The 18109-nt window shown below is 50.1% G+C and carries 11 protein-coding genes; 6 read left to right on the forward strand and 5 right to left on the reverse strand.

Annotated elements, in window-relative coordinates; all coding sequences use genetic code 11:
* Positions 1-132 precede the first annotated feature (132 nt).
* The 3 genes from B0F88_RS02815 to B0F88_RS02825 all read left to right on the forward strand — a co-directional run bounded on the left by B0F88_RS02815 (position 133) and on the right by B0F88_RS02825 (position 2228).
* A complete protein-coding gene (locus tag B0F88_RS02815) occupies positions 133-651 on the forward strand; it encodes a hypothetical protein (RefSeq protein ID WP_146083302.1) in 519 nt (172 codons plus the stop codon).
* A 135-nt stretch (positions 652-786) separates the two neighbouring features.
* A complete protein-coding gene (gene nadA / locus B0F88_RS02820; RefSeq protein WP_104422432.1) occupies positions 787-1884 on the forward strand; it encodes a quinolinate synthase NadA in 1098 nt (365 codons plus the stop codon).
* A 35-nt stretch (positions 1885-1919) separates the two neighbouring features.
* The gene (locus B0F88_RS02825; protein ID WP_181049823.1) at positions 1920-2228 is read left to right on the forward strand and encodes a hypothetical protein; all 309 of its coding nucleotides are present in this window, start codon (positions 1920-1922) and stop codon (positions 2226-2228) included.
* 159 nt (positions 2229-2387) lie between these two features.
* On the opposite strand, the gene motB is transcribed toward B0F88_RS02825, so the two are convergent.
* From motB to B0F88_RS02845, 4 genes are all read right to left on the reverse strand, one after another.
* Positions 2388-3347 (reverse strand): flagellar motor protein MotB, encoded by a 960-nt coding sequence (motB, locus tag B0F88_RS02830; RefSeq protein ID WP_104422434.1) that lies wholly within the window; start codon positions 3345-3347, stop codon positions 2388-2390.
* A 3-nt stretch (positions 3348-3350) separates the two neighbouring features.
* Positions 3351-4199, reverse strand: coding sequence for a flagellar motor stator protein MotA (gene motA, locus B0F88_RS02835; protein WP_104422435.1), 849 nt, complete (start codon positions 4197-4199; stop codon positions 3351-3353).
* A gap of 420 nt (positions 4200-4619) precedes the next feature.
* Positions 4620-9143: an EAL domain-containing protein gene (locus B0F88_RS19620; RefSeq protein WP_104422436.1), complete on the reverse strand. Its 4524-nt coding sequence runs from the start codon at positions 9141-9143 to the stop codon at positions 4620-4622.
* 225 nt (positions 9144-9368) lie between these two features.
* Positions 9369-11102 (reverse strand): multicopper oxidase domain-containing protein, encoded by a 1734-nt coding sequence (locus B0F88_RS02845; protein ID WP_104422437.1) that lies wholly within the window; start codon positions 11100-11102, stop codon positions 9369-9371.
* 240 nt (positions 11103-11342) lie between these two features.
* Between B0F88_RS02845 and B0F88_RS02850 the strand changes: the two genes are divergently transcribed.
* Positions 11343-12950, forward strand: coding sequence for a protein adenylyltransferase SelO (locus B0F88_RS02850; RefSeq protein ID WP_104422438.1), 1608 nt, complete (start codon positions 11343-11345; stop codon positions 12948-12950).
* Positions 12951-13124: 174 nt separating this feature from the next.
* On the opposite strand, the gene B0F88_RS02855 is transcribed toward B0F88_RS02850, so the two are convergent.
* Positions 13125-13526, reverse strand: coding sequence for a hypothetical protein (locus B0F88_RS02855; RefSeq protein WP_104422439.1), 402 nt, complete (start codon positions 13524-13526; stop codon positions 13125-13127).
* Positions 13527-13846: 320 nt separating this feature from the next.
* Between B0F88_RS02855 and mfd the strand changes: the two genes are divergently transcribed.
* Together mfd and B0F88_RS02865 are read left to right on the forward strand one after the other, a co-directional pair.
* Positions 13847-17314: a transcription-repair coupling factor gene (mfd, locus tag B0F88_RS02860; RefSeq protein ID WP_104422440.1), complete on the forward strand. Its 3468-nt coding sequence runs from the start codon at positions 13847-13849 to the stop codon at positions 17312-17314.
* Complete coding sequence (locus B0F88_RS02865; RefSeq protein WP_104422441.1) at positions 17311-17853, forward strand: CsiV family protein; 543 nt, start codon at positions 17311-17313, stop codon at positions 17851-17853. The genes mfd and B0F88_RS02865 overlap by 4 nt, the downstream gene beginning before the upstream one ends.
* The last annotated feature ends 256 nt before the right edge of the window (positions 17854-18109 follow it).

Here is an 18109-nt window from a genome sequence, read left to right on the forward strand (position 1 = left end):
ACGAAGGCACGAAGGACACGAAGTTTTATTTCTTCGCGCTCTTCGTGCCTTCGTGGTGAAATGCTTTTATGGATTGACCTACCAAGCCGGTTGCTATGTATGGTATGAACAAATATTACAGAGAAAGCAAATATGGCTAAATGCCCAATATGTAATTCAAGAAAAGGGAAAAGACAGTGTGTAATCGCTAATGGATTAGTGTGTAGCTTGTGCTGCGGAACTATCCGCAAAGAAGATTCCTGTTTAGAGTGCTCATATTATCAAAAGCCGAAACGGAAATATAACGAAGTGCCGTCTTTTACGACCAATCAAGTACATGAAAGTGATGTATTGACGGGTTATAGCAATGCCATTGAAGGCGCTTTTTGTGCTTACGATATTGAAAATAACAAGACTTTAAACGATGCCGATGCCATCAGAATCCTTGAGCTGCTGATTGATAAATATCATTTTAAAGACACTGAAATAAACTGCGACAGCTCGTTCCTATCGGCGGGATTCAATTTTGTCGATGCCGTGATAGGCAGGGATTTAGCCGGTATTGATGGGCTGGAATTGGTGAAATTGTTGTGTATTCTTCATGCTGTTGTGAAAAGACTAACCAAGACCGGCAAAGAATACATGAATATTATTCATAGCTATGCAGGTTAAAAAATCGGTTCGTATCTGCCGGTTTTAAGCGATTATAGATTTTTAAGGTTTCTCCCTCTTAGGGCACAAACGCCATATTCTGCCGATGTTAAGCAGTAAACTAACCTCAAAATTCTCCGCAGAGGAGTTTCATTTATGACCAATACCCCATTCCCGATTCAAGATTACGCCTTACTCAGCGATGAGGAATGCGATGCGCGGATTATCGCCGCCAAAGTCAAGCTTGGCCGCCGTTGCGTGGTGCTCGGGCATCATTATCAGCGCGATGAAGTGTTCAAGCATGCCGATTTTTCCGGCGACTCGTTAAAGCTGTCCAGGGATGCGGCGCAATCCGACGCCGAATACATCGTGTTTTGCGGCGTGCACTTTATGGCCGAAGTCGCCGATATATTGTCCCGTCCCGAGCAGATCGCCATTTTGCCGGACATGGCGGCGGGCTGTTCGATGGCCGACATGGCCAATCTGCTCAAGGTGCAAAAGTGCTGGGATGAATTGGCGCAAGTAATCGATGTGGAGGCCGAGGTTACACCCGTTACCTATATCAACTCTGCGGCCGATCTTAAATCCTTTTGCGGCCAGCATGACGGCATCGTCTGCACCTCATCCAACGCCCAGAAGATTTTGGAATGGAGCTTTGCCAAAAAACGGAAAGTGCTGTTTTTCCCCGACCAGCATCTGGGGCGCAATACCGGTTACAGGATGGGCATACCGCTGGATGAAATGGTGGCCTGGGATTTCAACAAGCCGATGGGCGGTTTGACCGAACAGCAAATCCGCAACGCCAAAATCATCCTTTGGAACGGCTATTGCTCCGTACATCAGGTGTTCAAGCCGGAACATATTGACGAATTCCTTAAACGTTACCCGGAAACCAAGGTTATTTCGCACCCGGAAGCCGCATTCGAGGTGTGCCAAAAAGCGGATTACATCGGTTCCACCGAGTACATTTTAAAAACGGTCCGCGAAGCCGAAGCCAACACCCGATGGCTGGTTGCAACGGAACTCAATCTGGTCAACCGCCTGCACGACGAATGCAAGGCGCAGGGCAAAAATGTTCATTTCATGTCGCCTACATTGTGCATGTGCTCAACCATGTTCAGAACCGACCCGCAGCATTTGGCCTGGGTGCTGGAGAACCTGGCCGCAGGCCATGTAGTTAACCGGATTACAGTGCCCGAGGACGTGGCGAAGTACGCCAAGAAAGCGCTGGACAACATGTTGGGAGTTATATGATGTCGATAGATTTTAATCGTTTAAAGCATTTTTCGATGACATATGTGTTCATTGATGATGAAGATATAGCCTGCGAATATGAGCAAACAGAGCAAAATCCGGTCGTAGCCCCCGATGGCAACAGTGTCAGTTTCACCTTGAAAAATATCGATCAAGACGAAGACAAAGAGTGCTATTCGGTCGTTCTGGTAAAAGAAAGTGATGACGAGTTTTACATCAAATCCGATTATTTTGACGATGCGGCTGAGCCTTATCCTCTGGATGTTGAAATTTCCGATGACGACGTAAAGTTTATTCTGGAAGGTGAGGATGAGGTGATGTATTTATACGGGTTTTCCGAATAAATCGGTTGCTTAGGGCGAATCTGATAAAAGCTAAAGTCAAAAACAAGATAGCCCGATTGCCGCCAAACATAATGAAACAGCGGAACAGGGCGTTAAAAGGTGGTTTTCAGCTTGTCGGCTTCTTGATGTGCCGCGAAAAAAGTTACAAAAGTTTTAACGTTATTTGGGTTCCGTTTGTTGAGGCGGCGCCGTTTCAGTACTTGGCGATGTGCTTTCAGCCTCCGGTGGCGTGCCTTGCGTGTTTGGGTCGCCGCCTTCGGTTTGCAAAATCTCCTGCTCGGTTTTTTTGTTCATAACGATAATGGAAATTCGCCGGTTAATCGGATCCAGCGGTTCGGTGGTGGCGCTGTAGTGAACACTGGACGATAACCCGATAACTCTTAAAACCTTTTCCTCGGCAAGCCCCCCTTGATTCAATTCGTACCGAGCGGCATTGGCCCGGTCGCTGGAGAGTTCCCAATTGGTATATTTCTTTTGATTGGGCGGAAATGGCCGTGCATCGGTATGGCCGTTTACGCTGACTTTATTGGGTAATTCGTTGATGGCCGGAGCCAGCGCCCTTAAAAGCAATTTAATTTGCGGCTCGGGTTCGGCACTAGCCAGTTTATACATGGGCCTGTTCTGCGCATCAACAATCAAAACCCGTAAGCCTTCGGAGGTTATTTCCAGTTTAATTTGATCCTTAAACTCGGTTAATTCTGGAGTTGTATCGATTTTATTCTGGATTTTTTCCTTCAGATTCTCGAGCTTTTCCCGCTCAATTTCCTCGGCTTTCTGTTCTATTTCCTCTGCCGTCATTTCCTTCTCTTCCGGTGTCAGGCCTTTGTCAACCTGGCCTTGATCTTGTGACGTGAGATCCGCGCCGCCCGCTTGAATTATGCTGGTGCGATCGCCGATATCGGCTCCTTTTTCTTCCGCGGATGCCTTAAAAGGGTCTTGAAAGTATTCGGCAATGCCTCGGCGTTCCGGTTCGGTGGTTGTACCCAACAGCCACATCAGTAAAAAAAAAGCCATCATGGCGGTTACAAAATCGGCGTAAGCCAGTTTCCACACGCCGCCATGAGATTCATGTCCGCCTTTTTTGATTTTTTTTATGATGATCGGTTGTTGGTCGGCCATTTTTTAACCTTTGTTGGCTCTTAACTGTTCTTCCAGTTCCAGAAAGCCGGGACGCATGGAGGAAGAAATCATCGTGCGCATATATTCCGCAGTCATGGCCGGCGATACGCCTTTGGCGCAACACAGCAAGCCTTTTTGGGCGCATTTATAGACGTTGCCTGACGCTTCGGAACGTTCCCCCATGACCGCAGCGACGGGGCCGACAAAACCATAGGAAAGTAAAATACCCAAAAATGTACCCACCAGGGCCGCGGCGATTAATTTGCCCAACTCTGAGGGCGGAATACCGACTGATTCCATGGTATGCACGACGCCCATTACCGCCGCGACAATCCCAAAGGCCGGCATGCCGTCAGCGATATTCTGGATGGCTTTGACCGGCGCATGGGCTTCTTCATGATGGGTTTCGAGTTCCTGATCCATCAGTTCTTCCAGCGCATAGACCTCAACGCCGGTTACAATCAGGCGAAGGTTGTCGCAGATAAATTCCAATAAATGGTGATCGCCGAGAATTCTGGGCGTAAAGACCGGGCTGCTTTTCGGATCGTCGATAATACTTTCCAGCGATAATAAGCCTTCCTTGCGTGTTTTGGTGGTGATCGCATAAAAACACAACAGCAGCTCAAGGTAATAGGCTTTATTGTACGGGGTGCTTTTTAAGGTGGCGGTGGCCTGACTGATAGCCTCTTTGATTACATTTATGGAGTTTCCGCACACGAAAGCGCCCAAGGCCGCTCCAATAATGATCACAAATTCAAAGGGCTGAAAAAGAACGCCGGGGTGTCCGCCGGCCCCCATAAATCCGCCCATGATTGAGATAGAGAGGATCAAATATCCGACAATAACTAACATGTGTTCTCTTTATGTGCTTGGTTTATATTGAAAAAAACTAAATATCATGCGATAGCCGCTGATGTTTAAGCAACGCTCACGGCATGATTATATATCGGGTGACACCAAAACCGATTTTAAATCCGAACTTTTGCTGTTTCTGTTCCATAACCGTAAGCTTATTTTAACTTGAATTTGAAATTCAAGGGTCAATCTTTCACTGCCTTGTTTTTCTTGAGTATGTACGGGTTTAGAACGCGGGCATCACAGACAAAGACGTGGTCCAAAGCCGGGTAATCAAGGCGGCGAAAGCATGAAAGAGAGGTCCCCTCATGAAGCCGTTTGCAATCTTTGCGGAGTTATTTTGTAATGCCAATAGACTAGGAAGCGCTGATTGCCTTTTCGTTGCGCATGAACGAAAACGGTTTGTTCAGGGCTTCCCTATGCTTGATCGATTAATAACCGGGCAAATTCTTCGGCGGGTAAGGGCTTGCTTTTGATGTAGCCTTGATAGGTATCGCAGCCTTTTTCCCGCAAAAATGCCAGTTGCTCAAGCGTTTCAACGCCTTCGGCCAACACCTTGAATCCTAGAATATGCCCCATCGCGACTATCGTCGCGGTGATTTCCATGTCGTCTTGCAGCGAGGGAATATCATCGATAAAGCTTTTGTCGATTTTCAGTACGTCCAGAGGGAAGCGCTTTAGATAAGCCAGCGACGAATAGCCGGTGCCGAAGTCGTCAATCGCAAGACGGACGCCCTGGGCGCGCAAATTATTGAGCACCTCGACGGCTTTGTCTTCATTCTCCATTAAGCCGCTTTCAGTGAGTTCCAGTTCTAATAGTTCGGCGGGGAAACCGGTCTCGTGCAAAACATCGGCTACCAGAGCGCTGATGTCGCTACGGCGGAATTGGTGTGGGGAGACATTGACCGCTAAAGTTAATGACGGCAAACCGGCGTCTATCCAGCGCCTGCCTTGCCGGCAAGTCTCGCGCAACACCCAGGCGCCGATTTCAACGATCAGCCCGGTTTCTTCGGCAATGGAGATGAAGCTGGATGGCGAAATCAGTCCCTCGGTGGGATCTTGCCAGCGTACCAAGGCTTCGGCGCCGATTATCAGGCCGCTGTCGATGTCTATTTGCGCCTGATAATAGACGCACAGCTCCCGCTGTTCAGTGGCGCGGCGCAGACGGGTTTCCAGCGCAATACGTTCGCGGGCGATAATGGTGAATTCTTCCGAAAAATAGGCAAAACAACCGCGGCCTTCATCTTTCGCTCTATAGAGTGCAATGTCGGCGTTATCCAGCAGCGCTTCGGGGCTGTCGCCATGCTGGGGAAACAAGCTGATCCCTATGCTGGCGCCTATTCTGACCTTTCGGTTCGGCTCATCAGGATTGGCATTGTTATTTTGCAGCAACTCAAAAGGCTTGCTTAAGTCGGCGACGATTTCTTCCGCGACCCGCGCTGCATCTTCCGGGTGTGTAATATCTTCCAGCAGCACGATAAACTCGTCACCACCCAAACGAGCGACCATGTCAACCTCGCGCAACCTTGACTTGATGCGGGCGGCAACCTGTTGCAGTAACTCGTCACCCGCCAAGTGCCCCATGCTGTCATTGACCGCTTTGAAGCGATCCAGATCGAGCATCAGCAACGCCAGTTGTTTGCCGTCACGCCGCTCCATATCAATGCTGTGCTTCAGACGTTCCCACATCAGGCGGCGATTGGGCAGTGCGGTGAGCGGATCGTAATAGGCCAGATTGTGAATGGTTTCTTCCGCTTCCTTGTCTTTGGTGATGTCGGTGAAGGCGCCGACATAGTTGCTGATCTTGCTATTCGCATCGCTAACCGCAGTGATGATCAGCCATTCGGGGTAGATTTCCCCATTTTTGCGTTTATGCCAGATTTCGCCTTCCCAGCAGCCATCCTGTTGCAGGCTGTGTTGCAGTGCTTGGTAGAAGTGCGCATTATGACGGCCCGAGTTAAGCAAAGCACCGGTTTGCCCAATGGCTTCTTCGGGACTATAGCCGGTGATACGGGTAAACGCCTTGTTGACCTTCAAAATAACCTGATCGGCATCGGTGATGAACATGCCTTCTTGCGATTCAAAGGCGGTTGCGGCGATGCGGAGTTCGGCTTCCGCCCGTTTTTGTTCGCTAACGTCGCGAAAACTCCATACTCTGCCGACTACTTTGTTGTTAATCAGTTTGGGGATGGAATAGCGTTCGACAATTTTTCCATCCTTAAACTCAATAATATCGAAAGAATGAGCTTCGGGAGTTGCATACAGCTCGATTACCTTATTTGAGAAAGCTTCGGTATCTTTGATTTGATCGGGGCCGTACAATAATTCTATGCTGCCGTCTTTAGCGCCAATTTTGGCGGCTGCAACTTCATTGGGGATTTGCCATAGATCAATAAATTTTTGGTTATACAGCAGCCAATTATTGTGTAGATCCACGGCCAGAATGGCCTCGCCGGTGGATTCCAATGTGGCTTTTAGTATCGACAGGGATTCCGCTATTTGCATCGTTGACCGGTTCCGTTCGATCACCAACTGCGCCAGACCGGCATAGTGCTTAATCAGGCTGATTTCGGCATCGGTTGATTGCACCAGCCAGTTCTCCATCGGTGTCGGCGCTTTCTTCATCCCTGGTGGTCGGCCGCATTGGTTCCCTACCATGTGCGACACTCCTTCCATCCCTGGAGGTCGATGATAGAAAGCGAAAGTTCCTAGCACGCGGCCCTGATTGTTTTTAATCGGATGCGACCAGCAGGCGTGTAAATTGGCTTGCTTGGCGAGATCACGATACGGTTCCCAATAGGGGTGGTGTTGTATATCTTCAACGATGACAGTCTTGCCGAGATACGCAGCCGTACCGCAGGAACCTACGCCATCGCCGATTTCCAAGCCATCAATGGCTTGACTGTAAAAATCGGGTAAACTTGGCGCCGCACCGTGGCGCAGATGTTTATTGTCGTTATCCAGCAGCAAAATTGAGCACAATAGGTCGGGGTGCAGCGCTTCAATTTGACGCGCTAACTCATCTAATATGTTGTGGAGATCGTCCTCTCGATTAATTAATTGCAGAATTTGATTTTGCAGGGCCAGTTCGTCGGTACGGCTGCGTAATTTGTTTTCAACGGCCTTGCGTTCGGTTATGTCGCGCCAACAGACATGGGTAATAAGCTCGCTATTCACTGTCATTGGCGTTAGGGACACTTCTACAGGAAAGTGCGATCCATCGGCCCTGATGTGCAGCCATTCAAATCGGTGATAACCCACTTTCCGGGCTGTAGCTATCATTTCAGCCGCTTTTTGATCCGATGGTTGTCCATCGGGCTGATAGGAGGGAGATATTTCATCGGGCCGGCAATTAATGAGTTCCGATTTTGACTTAAGACCCAGCTGGATTAACGTAGCGGCATTGCAGTCGATGAATCGCCCCTCTTTGATCAGTAAAACAGGGTCGTTGGAATCTTCAAACAGGTGCCGGAATGCGTCCTCGCTCTCGCGTAGCGCAGCTTCCGCTTGCTTCCGTTCGGTAACATCCTGGACGGTGCCTATCAGTTGTGCGGGATTGCCGGTTTTGCCGTACTCGATGTCGCCATGATCAACTACCCAGCGTGATTTGCCATCGCTGGGTCGGATGATGACATATTCCATCGAAAATCGTTCGTGGGTATGGATTATTTTCTGGAAGTGATCCAGCACAGACTGTCGGTGCTCAGGATCAATCAATGCAGCCCAATTGGGAATATCCCGTTCAAAGCGCGCGTCGATGCCGAAAATCTGATCGAACAGGGGCGAACTTTCCCAGCGCCCTGTCGCCAGGTCGGTCACATAGTAGCCTATGCCTGCCGTCTCATGGGCCAAACGTAAAAGATTTTCGTTGCGAGCGGCTATTTTATTTTTTCGTTTTAACGATCTATAGGCGGCTAATAGGCTCAAGGTGATAACGCCGGTCAGCAGGGTAATGATTACGGCGATTTTGAGATATTGGATCAGCTTTTCCTGGTCGGCTTTGGGGTTTGGATCATAGCTGAAACCTTGTAAAAATTTATCGTTTTCAACCATGCCCGCCTTGACGAATGTTTCCGCCATGTGCCGCCAGCGCCAGGGATTCATGTGTCCCAGGTCGATGACGTCCGGTATGATCAAGGAGCGTATGGCGTCGGCTTCAAACTCAAGGTGTTCTCTGGATTTATTGGTTTTGTATTTATTGAGCAACAGGGTAATGATTTCCCGCGGGTGATCCATTGCGTAATACCAGCCTTCAAGGCTGGCCTGGCGGAATGCCTTTACGCGTTCAGGATGATGTTTCAGCTCGTTTTCCGTTGTAAACAGAATGTCGCTGTAGAAATCGATACCGTAGTTGCGCGGATTGAGTACGTTGAACTCAACGCCTTGTTGCTTTAGAAAAAAAGGTTCATTGCTTAGATATGAATTAAACGCGTCGGCTTTACCGTCAATCAAATCACGAATTTCATAACTGCTGGGGATGGCTTGAATGCGGCTTATATCTATACCTTCATTATTGAACATGGCGACAAAATCGGCGTCGACAGCCTGATTCAATAGCATGACTCTTTTCCCGATCAAGTCGTCAGGCGAGGAGATTCCGGTATCTTTTCGGGCGATTAATACGGAAGGGGAGTGTTGATAGATCGCAGCCAAGGCGACAAGCGGCGCGCCGCGCAAGCGTTCCAGCAGTAATTCGCTGTTGGCCTCGCCGTATTGGGCGCGGCCTTGAAGAACTTCCTGCACCGGTTTTTTTTCCGGGCTGCCTTCGTCGATAATAACGTCGAGTCCGGCTTCTTTGTAATAGCCTTTTTCTAAGGCCGCATAGTATCCGGCAAATTGAAATTGATGATGCCAGCGTAACTGTAGATGGATGGGTTCAGCCGACGCCAAAAAGCAAGGACAGATCAATGCCATAACAAGTATGGCACGGGTTCGCATCATATTAAGGTAATCCGCTTTCTATGCTTGATAGTCATTTTTGTAACTTCTTACTAATAACGGGTAAATTCACAAAAAACCGATTAGAAAAACTTCACCACGAAGACTGAAGGACACGAAGTTTTATTCTTTCGTGTCCTTCGTGGTGAATAAAAGACTTTTAATCGCCTATTTACCAGTATTCCGCACTTAGCCGAGTCACCTTGCGGGTTATCCGAAGTTACGGAGTTATTTATTAATCAGTTTACGAACACGGTCAATAATCAATTGGCGATTAATTATCAGCACATAACTTAATAGCCCCAGAATTAAACCGAATAGCAAGTTTCCAACAAAAGAGCTTTCCTGTTCAGCTTCAGGCGTTGCGTCCGTCCGTTTGGGTTGTACGGTTTGCACCGCAACTTTTGACGGTTGGTAGCTTGCCTTCAGGTCAGGCAGGCCTAAGCTGCGCCACTCGTCATAGTCTTGCCAGATCGGGTAATCGCGTTTCCACATGCCTTTGGTGAAATAGGGCGCAAGGCTCATGCCATGCGATTTGGGAATGCCTTTTTCATCAAGGAAGCCGTCGTAAACGACCAGGCTGATGTCGCCGCCTTCGCCAACGCCGTTAGTGGTAAACGCTTTCTCAACATGGTCATGGAACATCCAGATGCCTTGGCCAAAGCTGTGCAAGCCGTCATCGATGCCGCTTAATTCCAGGTCCAGACGCTGCGCAGGCACCATGGTGTGTACATCGCGCTGGATATATGAGCCGGGTCCGTTATCGACGCCGTCATAATGAGTTATGGTCGGCTTGTGGCCGTGGATATGCACGGCCATGGCTTCGGTGTGACCGTTCAGTATCCGCAGTTTAACTTTTTCGTCCTGTTTCATTTCAATCAATGATTCCCTTAGGGTGTAAGGGAAGGAACGGCCATTGAGCATGAAATAATCATCGGTGGCATCGGTGGTGTCGTATTCCATGTTCATATGCTTGGCAATCAGCCGTGGGTCGTTGGCCGAGCGGGCAATAAGCTCATGCAATTCCCTGTCCGCCGATTCATAATGCAAATCATATTCCCGCGCATATTTTTCCAGCACCGCGACCGATGGATGACGCACTTGACCTGCGCCGACATTAAGGGTTTGCGGCCAGTTGTTGGGGCGGTTTTCCTCAACGATGAAAATGCCCTGCAAGCCCATTGGAATGTGGGTGTGCGGTTGGACATGGCAATGGTAATACATGGTACCCGGTTGGCGCGGTTTGATCACGTAGGTTTTGCTTTGTCCTGGCATCGTATCCATGTTGCTGGATTGCGCAACCCCGTCATTGCCCACTCCCGCATGGTCCATGAACGGATGGTCGATACCGTGTAAATGGATGGAATGCGGCAAATAATGAGTGTTCTCCAGAACCAGCCAGACCACGTCATCCTGTTCGACACGGATTACCGGAGACGGTACGCGCAACAGGGGGTTGGCGATCGGCTCGTAGATGCTTAGCGTGGACATGTCGCGGGTTTTTGGAGCGAAAACCCAAAAAGTCGGTTGGATGCCAGGCGCTATGTCGAAAGTGGTGGTGGGGTCTTTCATGTCCGGTGAATGACCGTTGAGTTCGGCAACTTCAAGCTTGATGATGATTTTATCCGGGTCGCCGTCGCCGTCGATGTCGTCGGATAGGGTAATCGCATCGGCTGCGAGCTGAGTCTCCATCAGTGTCGTCATGGAAATGCCGTTGGTTCCCTTTACAAAGGCGGCGATATCGGCCGGATTGTCGGGATTACAGAGCCGTGAAGCTTGTATCGCAACACCGTCAATGACTTGTGCTTCACGCCATTTGGCGGGGGTGAAGTCGGAACAGACTTCTTCTACCGCTCCCATGTCCACTTTGGCCGAAGGAGGTAAATCGCTGGCCGCTTGACTCCAAGGATGCATAAGGAGCAGGGTGGCGCCCCCAATAAAGGTAAGAAGGTTTTTACGCATACGACGACCTCAGAAAAAACATTAAATAAAATGGCGCACCGCCACACAAAGCGGAGGGTTTTTTAACGCCGCCATTTTAACTGAATATCAACGAGAATTCATGTTTAACGCTAGAATAAGACTAAATTGCCATGAGCTGTTCGCCGAATCCGTATGTGATGCCATGATTGTACGGAAGAATTATTACCAACCGATGAAAACGCATGCGGGCAGCCGCTTGCCGACAAAAGAGCGAAATAAATGAATTCTCAAACAACGACGTCCGGGCTCGATGACTTGATCTTCGATAACCGTTTTATACGCGAGTTACCTGCCGACCATGAAACCGTTAATAATCGCCGCCAGGTTCTTAGCGCCTGTTATTCGCGGGTGTCGCCAACCAAAGTTGCCGATCCGCGGATGGTTGCTTATTCCAGGGAAGTTGCAGAACTGCTGGATTTGAGCCCGGAAGATTGCGAGTCGGCCGATTTTACCCAGGTATTTGCCGGTAATCGCTTGTTGCCCGGCATGGACCCTTACGCAACCTGCTACGGCGGTCACCAGTTCGGCAACTGGGCGGGACAGCTCGGTGACGGCCGCGCGATTAATCTGGGCGAAGTAGTCAATCGCCGGGGCGGGCACTGGACCTTGCAGCTGAAAGGTGCGGGCGAAACGCCTTATTCAAGGAATGCTGACGGTTTGGCGGTGCTGCGCTCCTCGGTGCGCGAGTTTTTATGCAGCGAAGCCATGCATCATCTGGGCGTGCCGACCACGCGGGCATTGAGCTTGATACTGACCGGCGAGGAAGTTATCCGGGATATGTTTTACAACGGCAATCCGCGGCCCGAACCGGGCGCGGTAGTTTGCCGGGTTGCGCCATCGTTTACCCGCTTTGGCAATTTCCAGATTTTTGCCGCCAGGGGCGAGATAGAGCTGCTGAAAAAACTGGTCGATTACACCATCCGCACCGACTTTCCGCATTTGGGCGAGCCGTCATTCGACGTTTATCTCAAATGGTTTGAAGAAGTCTGCCGCAGAACGGCGGAAATGATCGTGCACTGGCAGCGTGTCGGCTTTGTTCACGGCGTGATGAACACCGACAATATGTCGATACTCGGCCTCACCATAGACTACGGCCCCTACGGCTGGCTGGAAAATTACGACCCCAACTGGACGCCCAACACCACCGATGCGGCGGATCGCCGGTACCGCTTCGGCAACCAGCCGCAAATCGCTTTCTGGAATCTGGGGCAGCTGGCCAATGCGATCTATCCGCTGATAGAACAGGTTGAGCCCCTGCAACAGGCGATTAATGCCTATAAAGACACCTTTGAGCGGGGCTGGCAAAAAATGGTCGCCGACAAGCTGGGGCTTAATGCCTATGATCCGGTTGCCGATAAGGAATTACACACCGAGCTGTTGATCCTGTTGCAAACGGTCGAAACGGACATGACCATTTTTTACCGCAAGCTCGGCATGCTGGTCATGGACGCTGAACTCGGCAATGAAGCTTTGATGGCGCCGCTGATGGAAGCCTATTATGTGCCGGAGCAGCTAACCGATGAATACAAGGCCCGTCTTGGCAACTGGCTTAAATCTTACATCAAGCGGGTGCAAAACTCCGGCGTTACCGATGAGGTGCGAATCAAGACTATGAATGCGGCGAATCCCAACTATGTACTGAGAAATTATTTGGCGCAACTGGCGATAGACAAGGCGGAGCAGGGTGATTTTTCGATGGTTAACGAGTTGTTGGAATTATTGCGTCATCCCTATGACGATCAGCCTGGCAAGGAAAAGTTCGCTTTAAAACGCCCGGACTGGGCGAGGCAACGGGCCGGGTGTTCTATGTTGTCGTGCAGTTCTTAATGCGCATGCGGCAACATTTGGACGGAAGGCTTGCCGATCAATGTATTCCGGCGTTGAAGCGCCGCTTTTTTGTTTGCCGTCATAATGTTTATGACGGATTCCTCTTCACCTGGGCGGCGTTTGCTTTGCGCGGCCGTAAGGAAGAAGAATCCAGGCTATGAGCTTGATTCGCGATTATTTTATCTTAATCAGTTCCTTGTCGCCGCTGGAAAAGTGGCATTTGCCGACGGTAAATGTGCCGCAATCTTTCGACTCTTCCACCTTCGCGCCGTTCGGGCTAAGTTTGATTTTTAGTTCGCAGAAACTGGCCGAGCTTTCAGAATGTTTTTTCAGCAGCAATTCGTTCTCGCCTGTGCTTTTGGCTTTGCCGGAAATGGTCTCGGAACAGTGGGCGATGCCGGCTTCTTGGACAGTGGCTTCAAAGTCTACGTCAGCGCTGACGGTGTAATCGTCGTCGATTTTGGTGACTTTTAAGTGGCGCACATAGTCGCCATCGCGCAACACGTAATGATCGGTAGCGGCGCTTACGTTGCCGGAAATCAGCATCGCAACAGTCAGAAACAAACTTTTTTTCATAATGGCGTCTCTCTTTATTTGATTTAAATTTGATCAACATGGGGCGGATGATAGTTCATTGCCGTTCATGCCGTCTTTGAATGTACTTGGCACAACTCGGGGTATTGTACCCCAGTGCAGGCGGTTACTAAAAGGCGGGACAATGATGATTAAAAAACTACACACAGCAAACTATGTGTCTGCGCTTGTTCTATAGTCCAAGCGCCAGCCAACTTATGCGATTATAATATTAAGCGTGATTCCAGTTTAGGCTGGCCGAGATTCGTGGCGTGATGCGCCTTAACTGCATATTCCCATACGGCATGTGGGAACGGAACATAATGGCTAACAACTTAATTTTCTCTCCTAAAACGCCGCAAAAACAAGATCAAATACTGATCTGGGCGGGCTTAACCGGCTGCGGCGATTCGTTGGCGCTGGCTTCAGCCATTAAAAATGAAGACCGTCTGTTTGTCATGGTCACGCCGGATAATCAGACCGCCTTGCGGCTTGAACATGAATTGTCGTTCTTCTTACAGGGCGAGCACCCCATTTTGAATTTTCCCGATTGGGAAACCTTGCCTTACGATGTTTTCTCGCCGCTGCCGGAAATTATCTCTGAACGGCTCAAAACCTTGGCCTTGTTGCCGCAGGTGAAGCGCGGCGCGCTGGTGGTTTCGGTGACGACGCTGATGCACCGGTTGGCGCCCCGTGAGCATGTTCTGGCCAACAGTTTTGCGGTTAAGGTCGGCGACGATTTTAACCTGGAGCTGAACCGCCTGAAGCTGGAAAGCGTCGGCTATCATTGCGTATCTCAGGTTTACCAGCACGGCGAATTTGCGGTCAGGGGGGCGATAGTCGATTTGTTCCCGATGGGCGGCAAGGCGCCGTATCGCATCGAGTTATTCGATGAGGAAATCGAATCCATCCGTACATTCGACCCTGAAACGCAGCGGTCATTGGAAAAAATTGACCGGATTCAGCTGTTCCCCGCGCGGGAATTCCCGTTTACCGATGAGGCCATCAAGCATTTTCGCCAGGCTTTCAGAGATGCTTTCCCGGAAACTTCGCCGAAAAACCATTTTTATATGGATGTCAGCAAAGGCATCACGCCCGGCGGCATTGAATATTACTTGCCGTTGTTTGTCGATCGAATGGCGTCATTGTTCGATTACCTGCCGAAGTCGGCGGTTTTGGTGACGGCGGATAGTTTTGCCGCGACCGCCCAGGCTTTTTATGCCGAAGCCGAAGACCGGTTTCAGCAACGGAAATACGATGCGGACAGACCGTTGTTGAAACCGGAACTGTTGTTCTTGTCGACCGATGAGCTGGCGCAAAGAACCGAAGCATTTGCCCGTATTACGCTTGGCGGCATAGCTGCCGAGGATACCGACAGCATCGTTTTCAACTGCCGTCCGCTGCCCAATGTCACCATCGATGCGAAAGTGGAACAGCCGGCTCAGGCCTTGCAGCAGTTTGTAAGTGGTTTTGCCGGCAAGATTTTGTTTGTTTCGGAATCGGCAGGACGCCGGGAAGCCTTGATGGACAAATTAAGGCAGTACAAGATTATCGTGAAGCAGGTGGAAAGCTGGGACAAGTTTCTCCAGTCCGAAGTGTCGCCGTGTCTTCTGGTTGCGCCGATGGATCATGGCTTGTGGCTCGGAAATCCGGCCATCGCGATCATCACCGAAAACCTGTTGTCCGGCGAAAAAGTCCAGCAACGGCGCAGGCGGCGCAAGTCCGGGGCGCATGAGCTGGAAAATATCGTCAATAACCTGAATGAACTGACTATCGGTTCGCCGGTCGTGCATCAGGAACATGGCGTCGGCCGTTACTTAGGCTTGCAGACTTTGGAGATCGGCGGAGTCGCGTCGGAATTTTTGACGCTGGAATACGCCAATAACGACAAACTTTATGTGCCGGTTTCATCGCTGCATGTGATCGGCCGTTACACCGGCATGAGCGCGGAAAATGCGCCTTTGCACAAACTGGGCGGCGATCAGTGGAGCAAAGCCAAGCAAAAAGCCATTAAGCGTATCCGGGATGTCGCCGCGGAATTGCTGGAGATTCATGCCAAAAGAGCGGTCAAGCAAGGCCACGCGTTTGATGTTGAAAATGTCGAATATGCGGCGTTTGCCGACGCGTTCCCGTTTGAAGAAACGCCGGATCAACAGACCTCGATCGAGGCGATATTGGACGACATGGCCAGCCCTCAGCCGATGGACAGGGTGATTTGCGGTGACGTCGGTTTCGGTAAAACCGAGGTGTCGATGCGCGCGGCGTTTATTGCGGTGCAAAACGGCAAGCAGGTGGCGGTCTTGGTGCCGACTACCTTGTTGGCGCAACAGCATTACCAGAATTTCCGCGACCGCTTTGCCGACTGGCCGGTTCGCGTCGAGGTGCTGTCGCGTTTTGTCAGCGCCAAGCAGCAAAAAGAGATTACCGACGACCTGGAACAGGGCAAGGTCGATATCGTGATCGGTACGCATAAATTATTGTCGAAAGAAATCAAATACAAAGCGCTGGGGCTGGTGGTGATTGACGAGGAACACCGTTTCGGCGTGACGCAGAAAGAACATTTCAAAAAGCTGCGCAATGAACTGGATATGTTGACGCTGACCGCAACGCCTATTCCGCGCACTTTGAATATGGCGATGTCGGGCCTCCGGGATATTTCCATTATCGCCAGCCCGCCGCCTAACCGTCATGCGATCAAGACCTTTATCAGCGAATGGATCGATGCACAGATCAGGGAGGCCTGTTTGCGCGAGATCAAGCGTGGCGGCCAGGTGTTTTTCTTGCATAACGATGTTAAATCGATGGAAAAAATGGCCAGGGAGCTCGAAGCGCTGGTGCCCGAGGCGCGGATCGAGATTGCGCACGGACAAATGCCGGAGCGGGAGCTGGAACGCATCATGCTGGATTTTTATCACCAGCGTTTTAACCTGCTGTTGTGCTCTACGATTATTGAAAGCGGCATCGACATACCCAGCGCCAATACCATCATCATCAATCGCGCCGATAAATTGGGCCTGGCGCAGTTGCATCAGTTGCGCGGCCGGGTCGGGCGTTCGCATCATCGGGCTTACGCCTATTTTGTCGTGCCGCCGAAATCCTTATTGAGCAAAGACGCGATTAAACGGCTGGAAGCGGTCGAGGCATCCGGCGATTTGGGCGCCGGTTTTATGTTGTCGTCGCATGACATGGAAATTCGCGGCGCGGGCGAATTGCTCGGCGATGACCAAAGCGGGCAGATTCAGGAAATCGGTTTTACTCTGTATACCGAGCTGTTGGAGCGCGCGGTCGATGCGCTAAAATCCGGCAAACAGCCTGAGCTCGAAACCCCGATAGACCGGGGGCCGGAAGTCGATCTTCAAGCATCGGCGCTGATCCCGGAAGACTATCTTCCTGATATTCATGGCCGGCTGGTGTTGTATAAGCGCATCTCCAATACCGAAACCAAGGACGATTTACGTGAATTGCAGGTGGAAATGATCGATCGTTTCGGCTTATTCCCCGAGCAGGTAAAGACGTTGTTCAGCGTCGCCGAATTAAAGCAGCAGGCCGAAAAAATGGGCGTCAAGAAAATAGAGGCCAATGCCGGCGGCGGGCGCATTATTTTTTCTGCGACGCCTAATATCAATACCGACCAGCTGATTTCGCTGATACAAACCCAGGCCCAGGTTTATAAATTCGATGGGGCCGACAAGTTAAGGTTCAGTAAACCGTTTGAAACGACCGAGCAGAAGCTTGAGTTTATAACCGATTTGCTGGATAAATTAACCCTTAAACCGGCGGATAAAAAATGACGATAATTAAAATAATGGCCTACAGTTTGACGGCAATGCTGGTTTTTTTCAGTAACCGGCTTTTAGCTGAAGATGGCGCTTATCAAATAGAGTTGATCATATTCTCGCAAGCGATGCCCAACTCCGAGGTGTTTGAACAGGCCGCCAGCCAGATTAAGTGGCCATCCGCGTTGACGGAACTGAGCGCTTATAAAAAACCGGGTGCTACAACGCTGGATGAGAGTTATGACGCATTATCGAAAGTCCCGGTTTACCGGCCTATCCTGCATGTCGCCTGGATTCAGCCAATTGGCGGCGGAGGGTTAGCCGCTCCCGTGCATATTCAGGGTGCGGAGGGCAAGTTGGACGGTTATTTCCAGATGCAACACGATCAGGGCCTGCAAATGACGGTTGATTTGGAGCTGGGTTCTCGTTTTGACGGCGATTCGGGGAAGGCGGTGATTTACCGCTTAAATGAAAAGCGATTCATTAAACTGAATGAACTCTATTATCTGGATCATCCCAAATTCGGGGTCGTCGTAAAAATCAGTCTTTTATAAAGCCTACAGCCAAGTGTGGTGTTGAAAAATTGGAGTATCGGTTTTTTTATGTTATTAAGATCAAGTCGGAATAGAGGCGGTATTAGAATTCCCAGTGAGCAGAGGGGAGTTGTTCTTGCGAGCATTATAGGAGCCTGATTTTAAGGCGGAGGACGGATAACTTTTGGCAAGAAATTGGCCGGATCGGGAATGATCGGTTTTTTTTGAATACGGATATGATTGTTTATCTGATGTTTGATAAAAATAAACTGACTGA

Origin of the sequence: Methylobacter tundripaludum (assembly GCF_002934365.1) — a bacterium.
Lineage (GTDB): Bacteria > Pseudomonadota > Gammaproteobacteria > Methylococcales > Methylomonadaceae > Methylobacter_A > Methylobacter_A tundripaludum_A.

Excerpts from the sequence above, each read along its gene's own strand:
- B0F88_RS02815 (WP_146083302.1), top strand. The coding sequence starts at position 133 with ATGGCTAAATGCCCAATATGTAATTCAAGAAAAGGGAAAAGACAGTGT.
- nadA (WP_104422432.1), top strand. The coding sequence starts at position 787 with ATGACCAATACCCCATTCCCGATTCAAGATTACGCCTTACTCAGCGAT.
- B0F88_RS02825 (WP_181049823.1), top strand. The coding sequence starts at position 1,920 with ATGACATATGTGTTCATTGATGATGAAGATATAGCCTGCGAATATGAG.
- motB (WP_104422434.1), bottom strand. The coding sequence starts at position 3,347 with ATGGCCGACCAACAACCGATCATCATAAAAAAAATCAAAAAAGGCGGA.
- motA (WP_104422435.1), bottom strand. The coding sequence starts at position 4,199 with ATGTTAGTTATTGTCGGATATTTGATCCTCTCTATCTCAATCATGGGC.
- B0F88_RS19620 (WP_104422436.1), bottom strand. The coding sequence starts at position 9,143 with ATGATGCGAACCCGTGCCATACTTGTTATGGCATTGATCTGTCCTTGC.
- B0F88_RS02845 (WP_104422437.1), bottom strand. The coding sequence starts at position 11,102 with ATGCGTAAAAACCTTCTTACCTTTATTGGGGGCGCCACCCTGCTCCTT.
- B0F88_RS02850 (WP_104422438.1), top strand. The coding sequence starts at position 11,343 with ATGAATTCTCAAACAACGACGTCCGGGCTCGATGACTTGATCTTCGAT.
- B0F88_RS02855 (WP_104422439.1), bottom strand. The coding sequence starts at position 13,526 with ATGAAAAAAAGTTTGTTTCTGACTGTTGCGATGCTGATTTCCGGCAAC.
- mfd (WP_104422440.1), top strand. The coding sequence starts at position 13,847 with ATGGCTAACAACTTAATTTTCTCTCCTAAAACGCCGCAAAAACAAGAT.
- B0F88_RS02865 (WP_104422441.1), top strand. The coding sequence starts at position 17,311 with ATGACGATAATTAAAATAATGGCCTACAGTTTGACGGCAATGCTGGTT.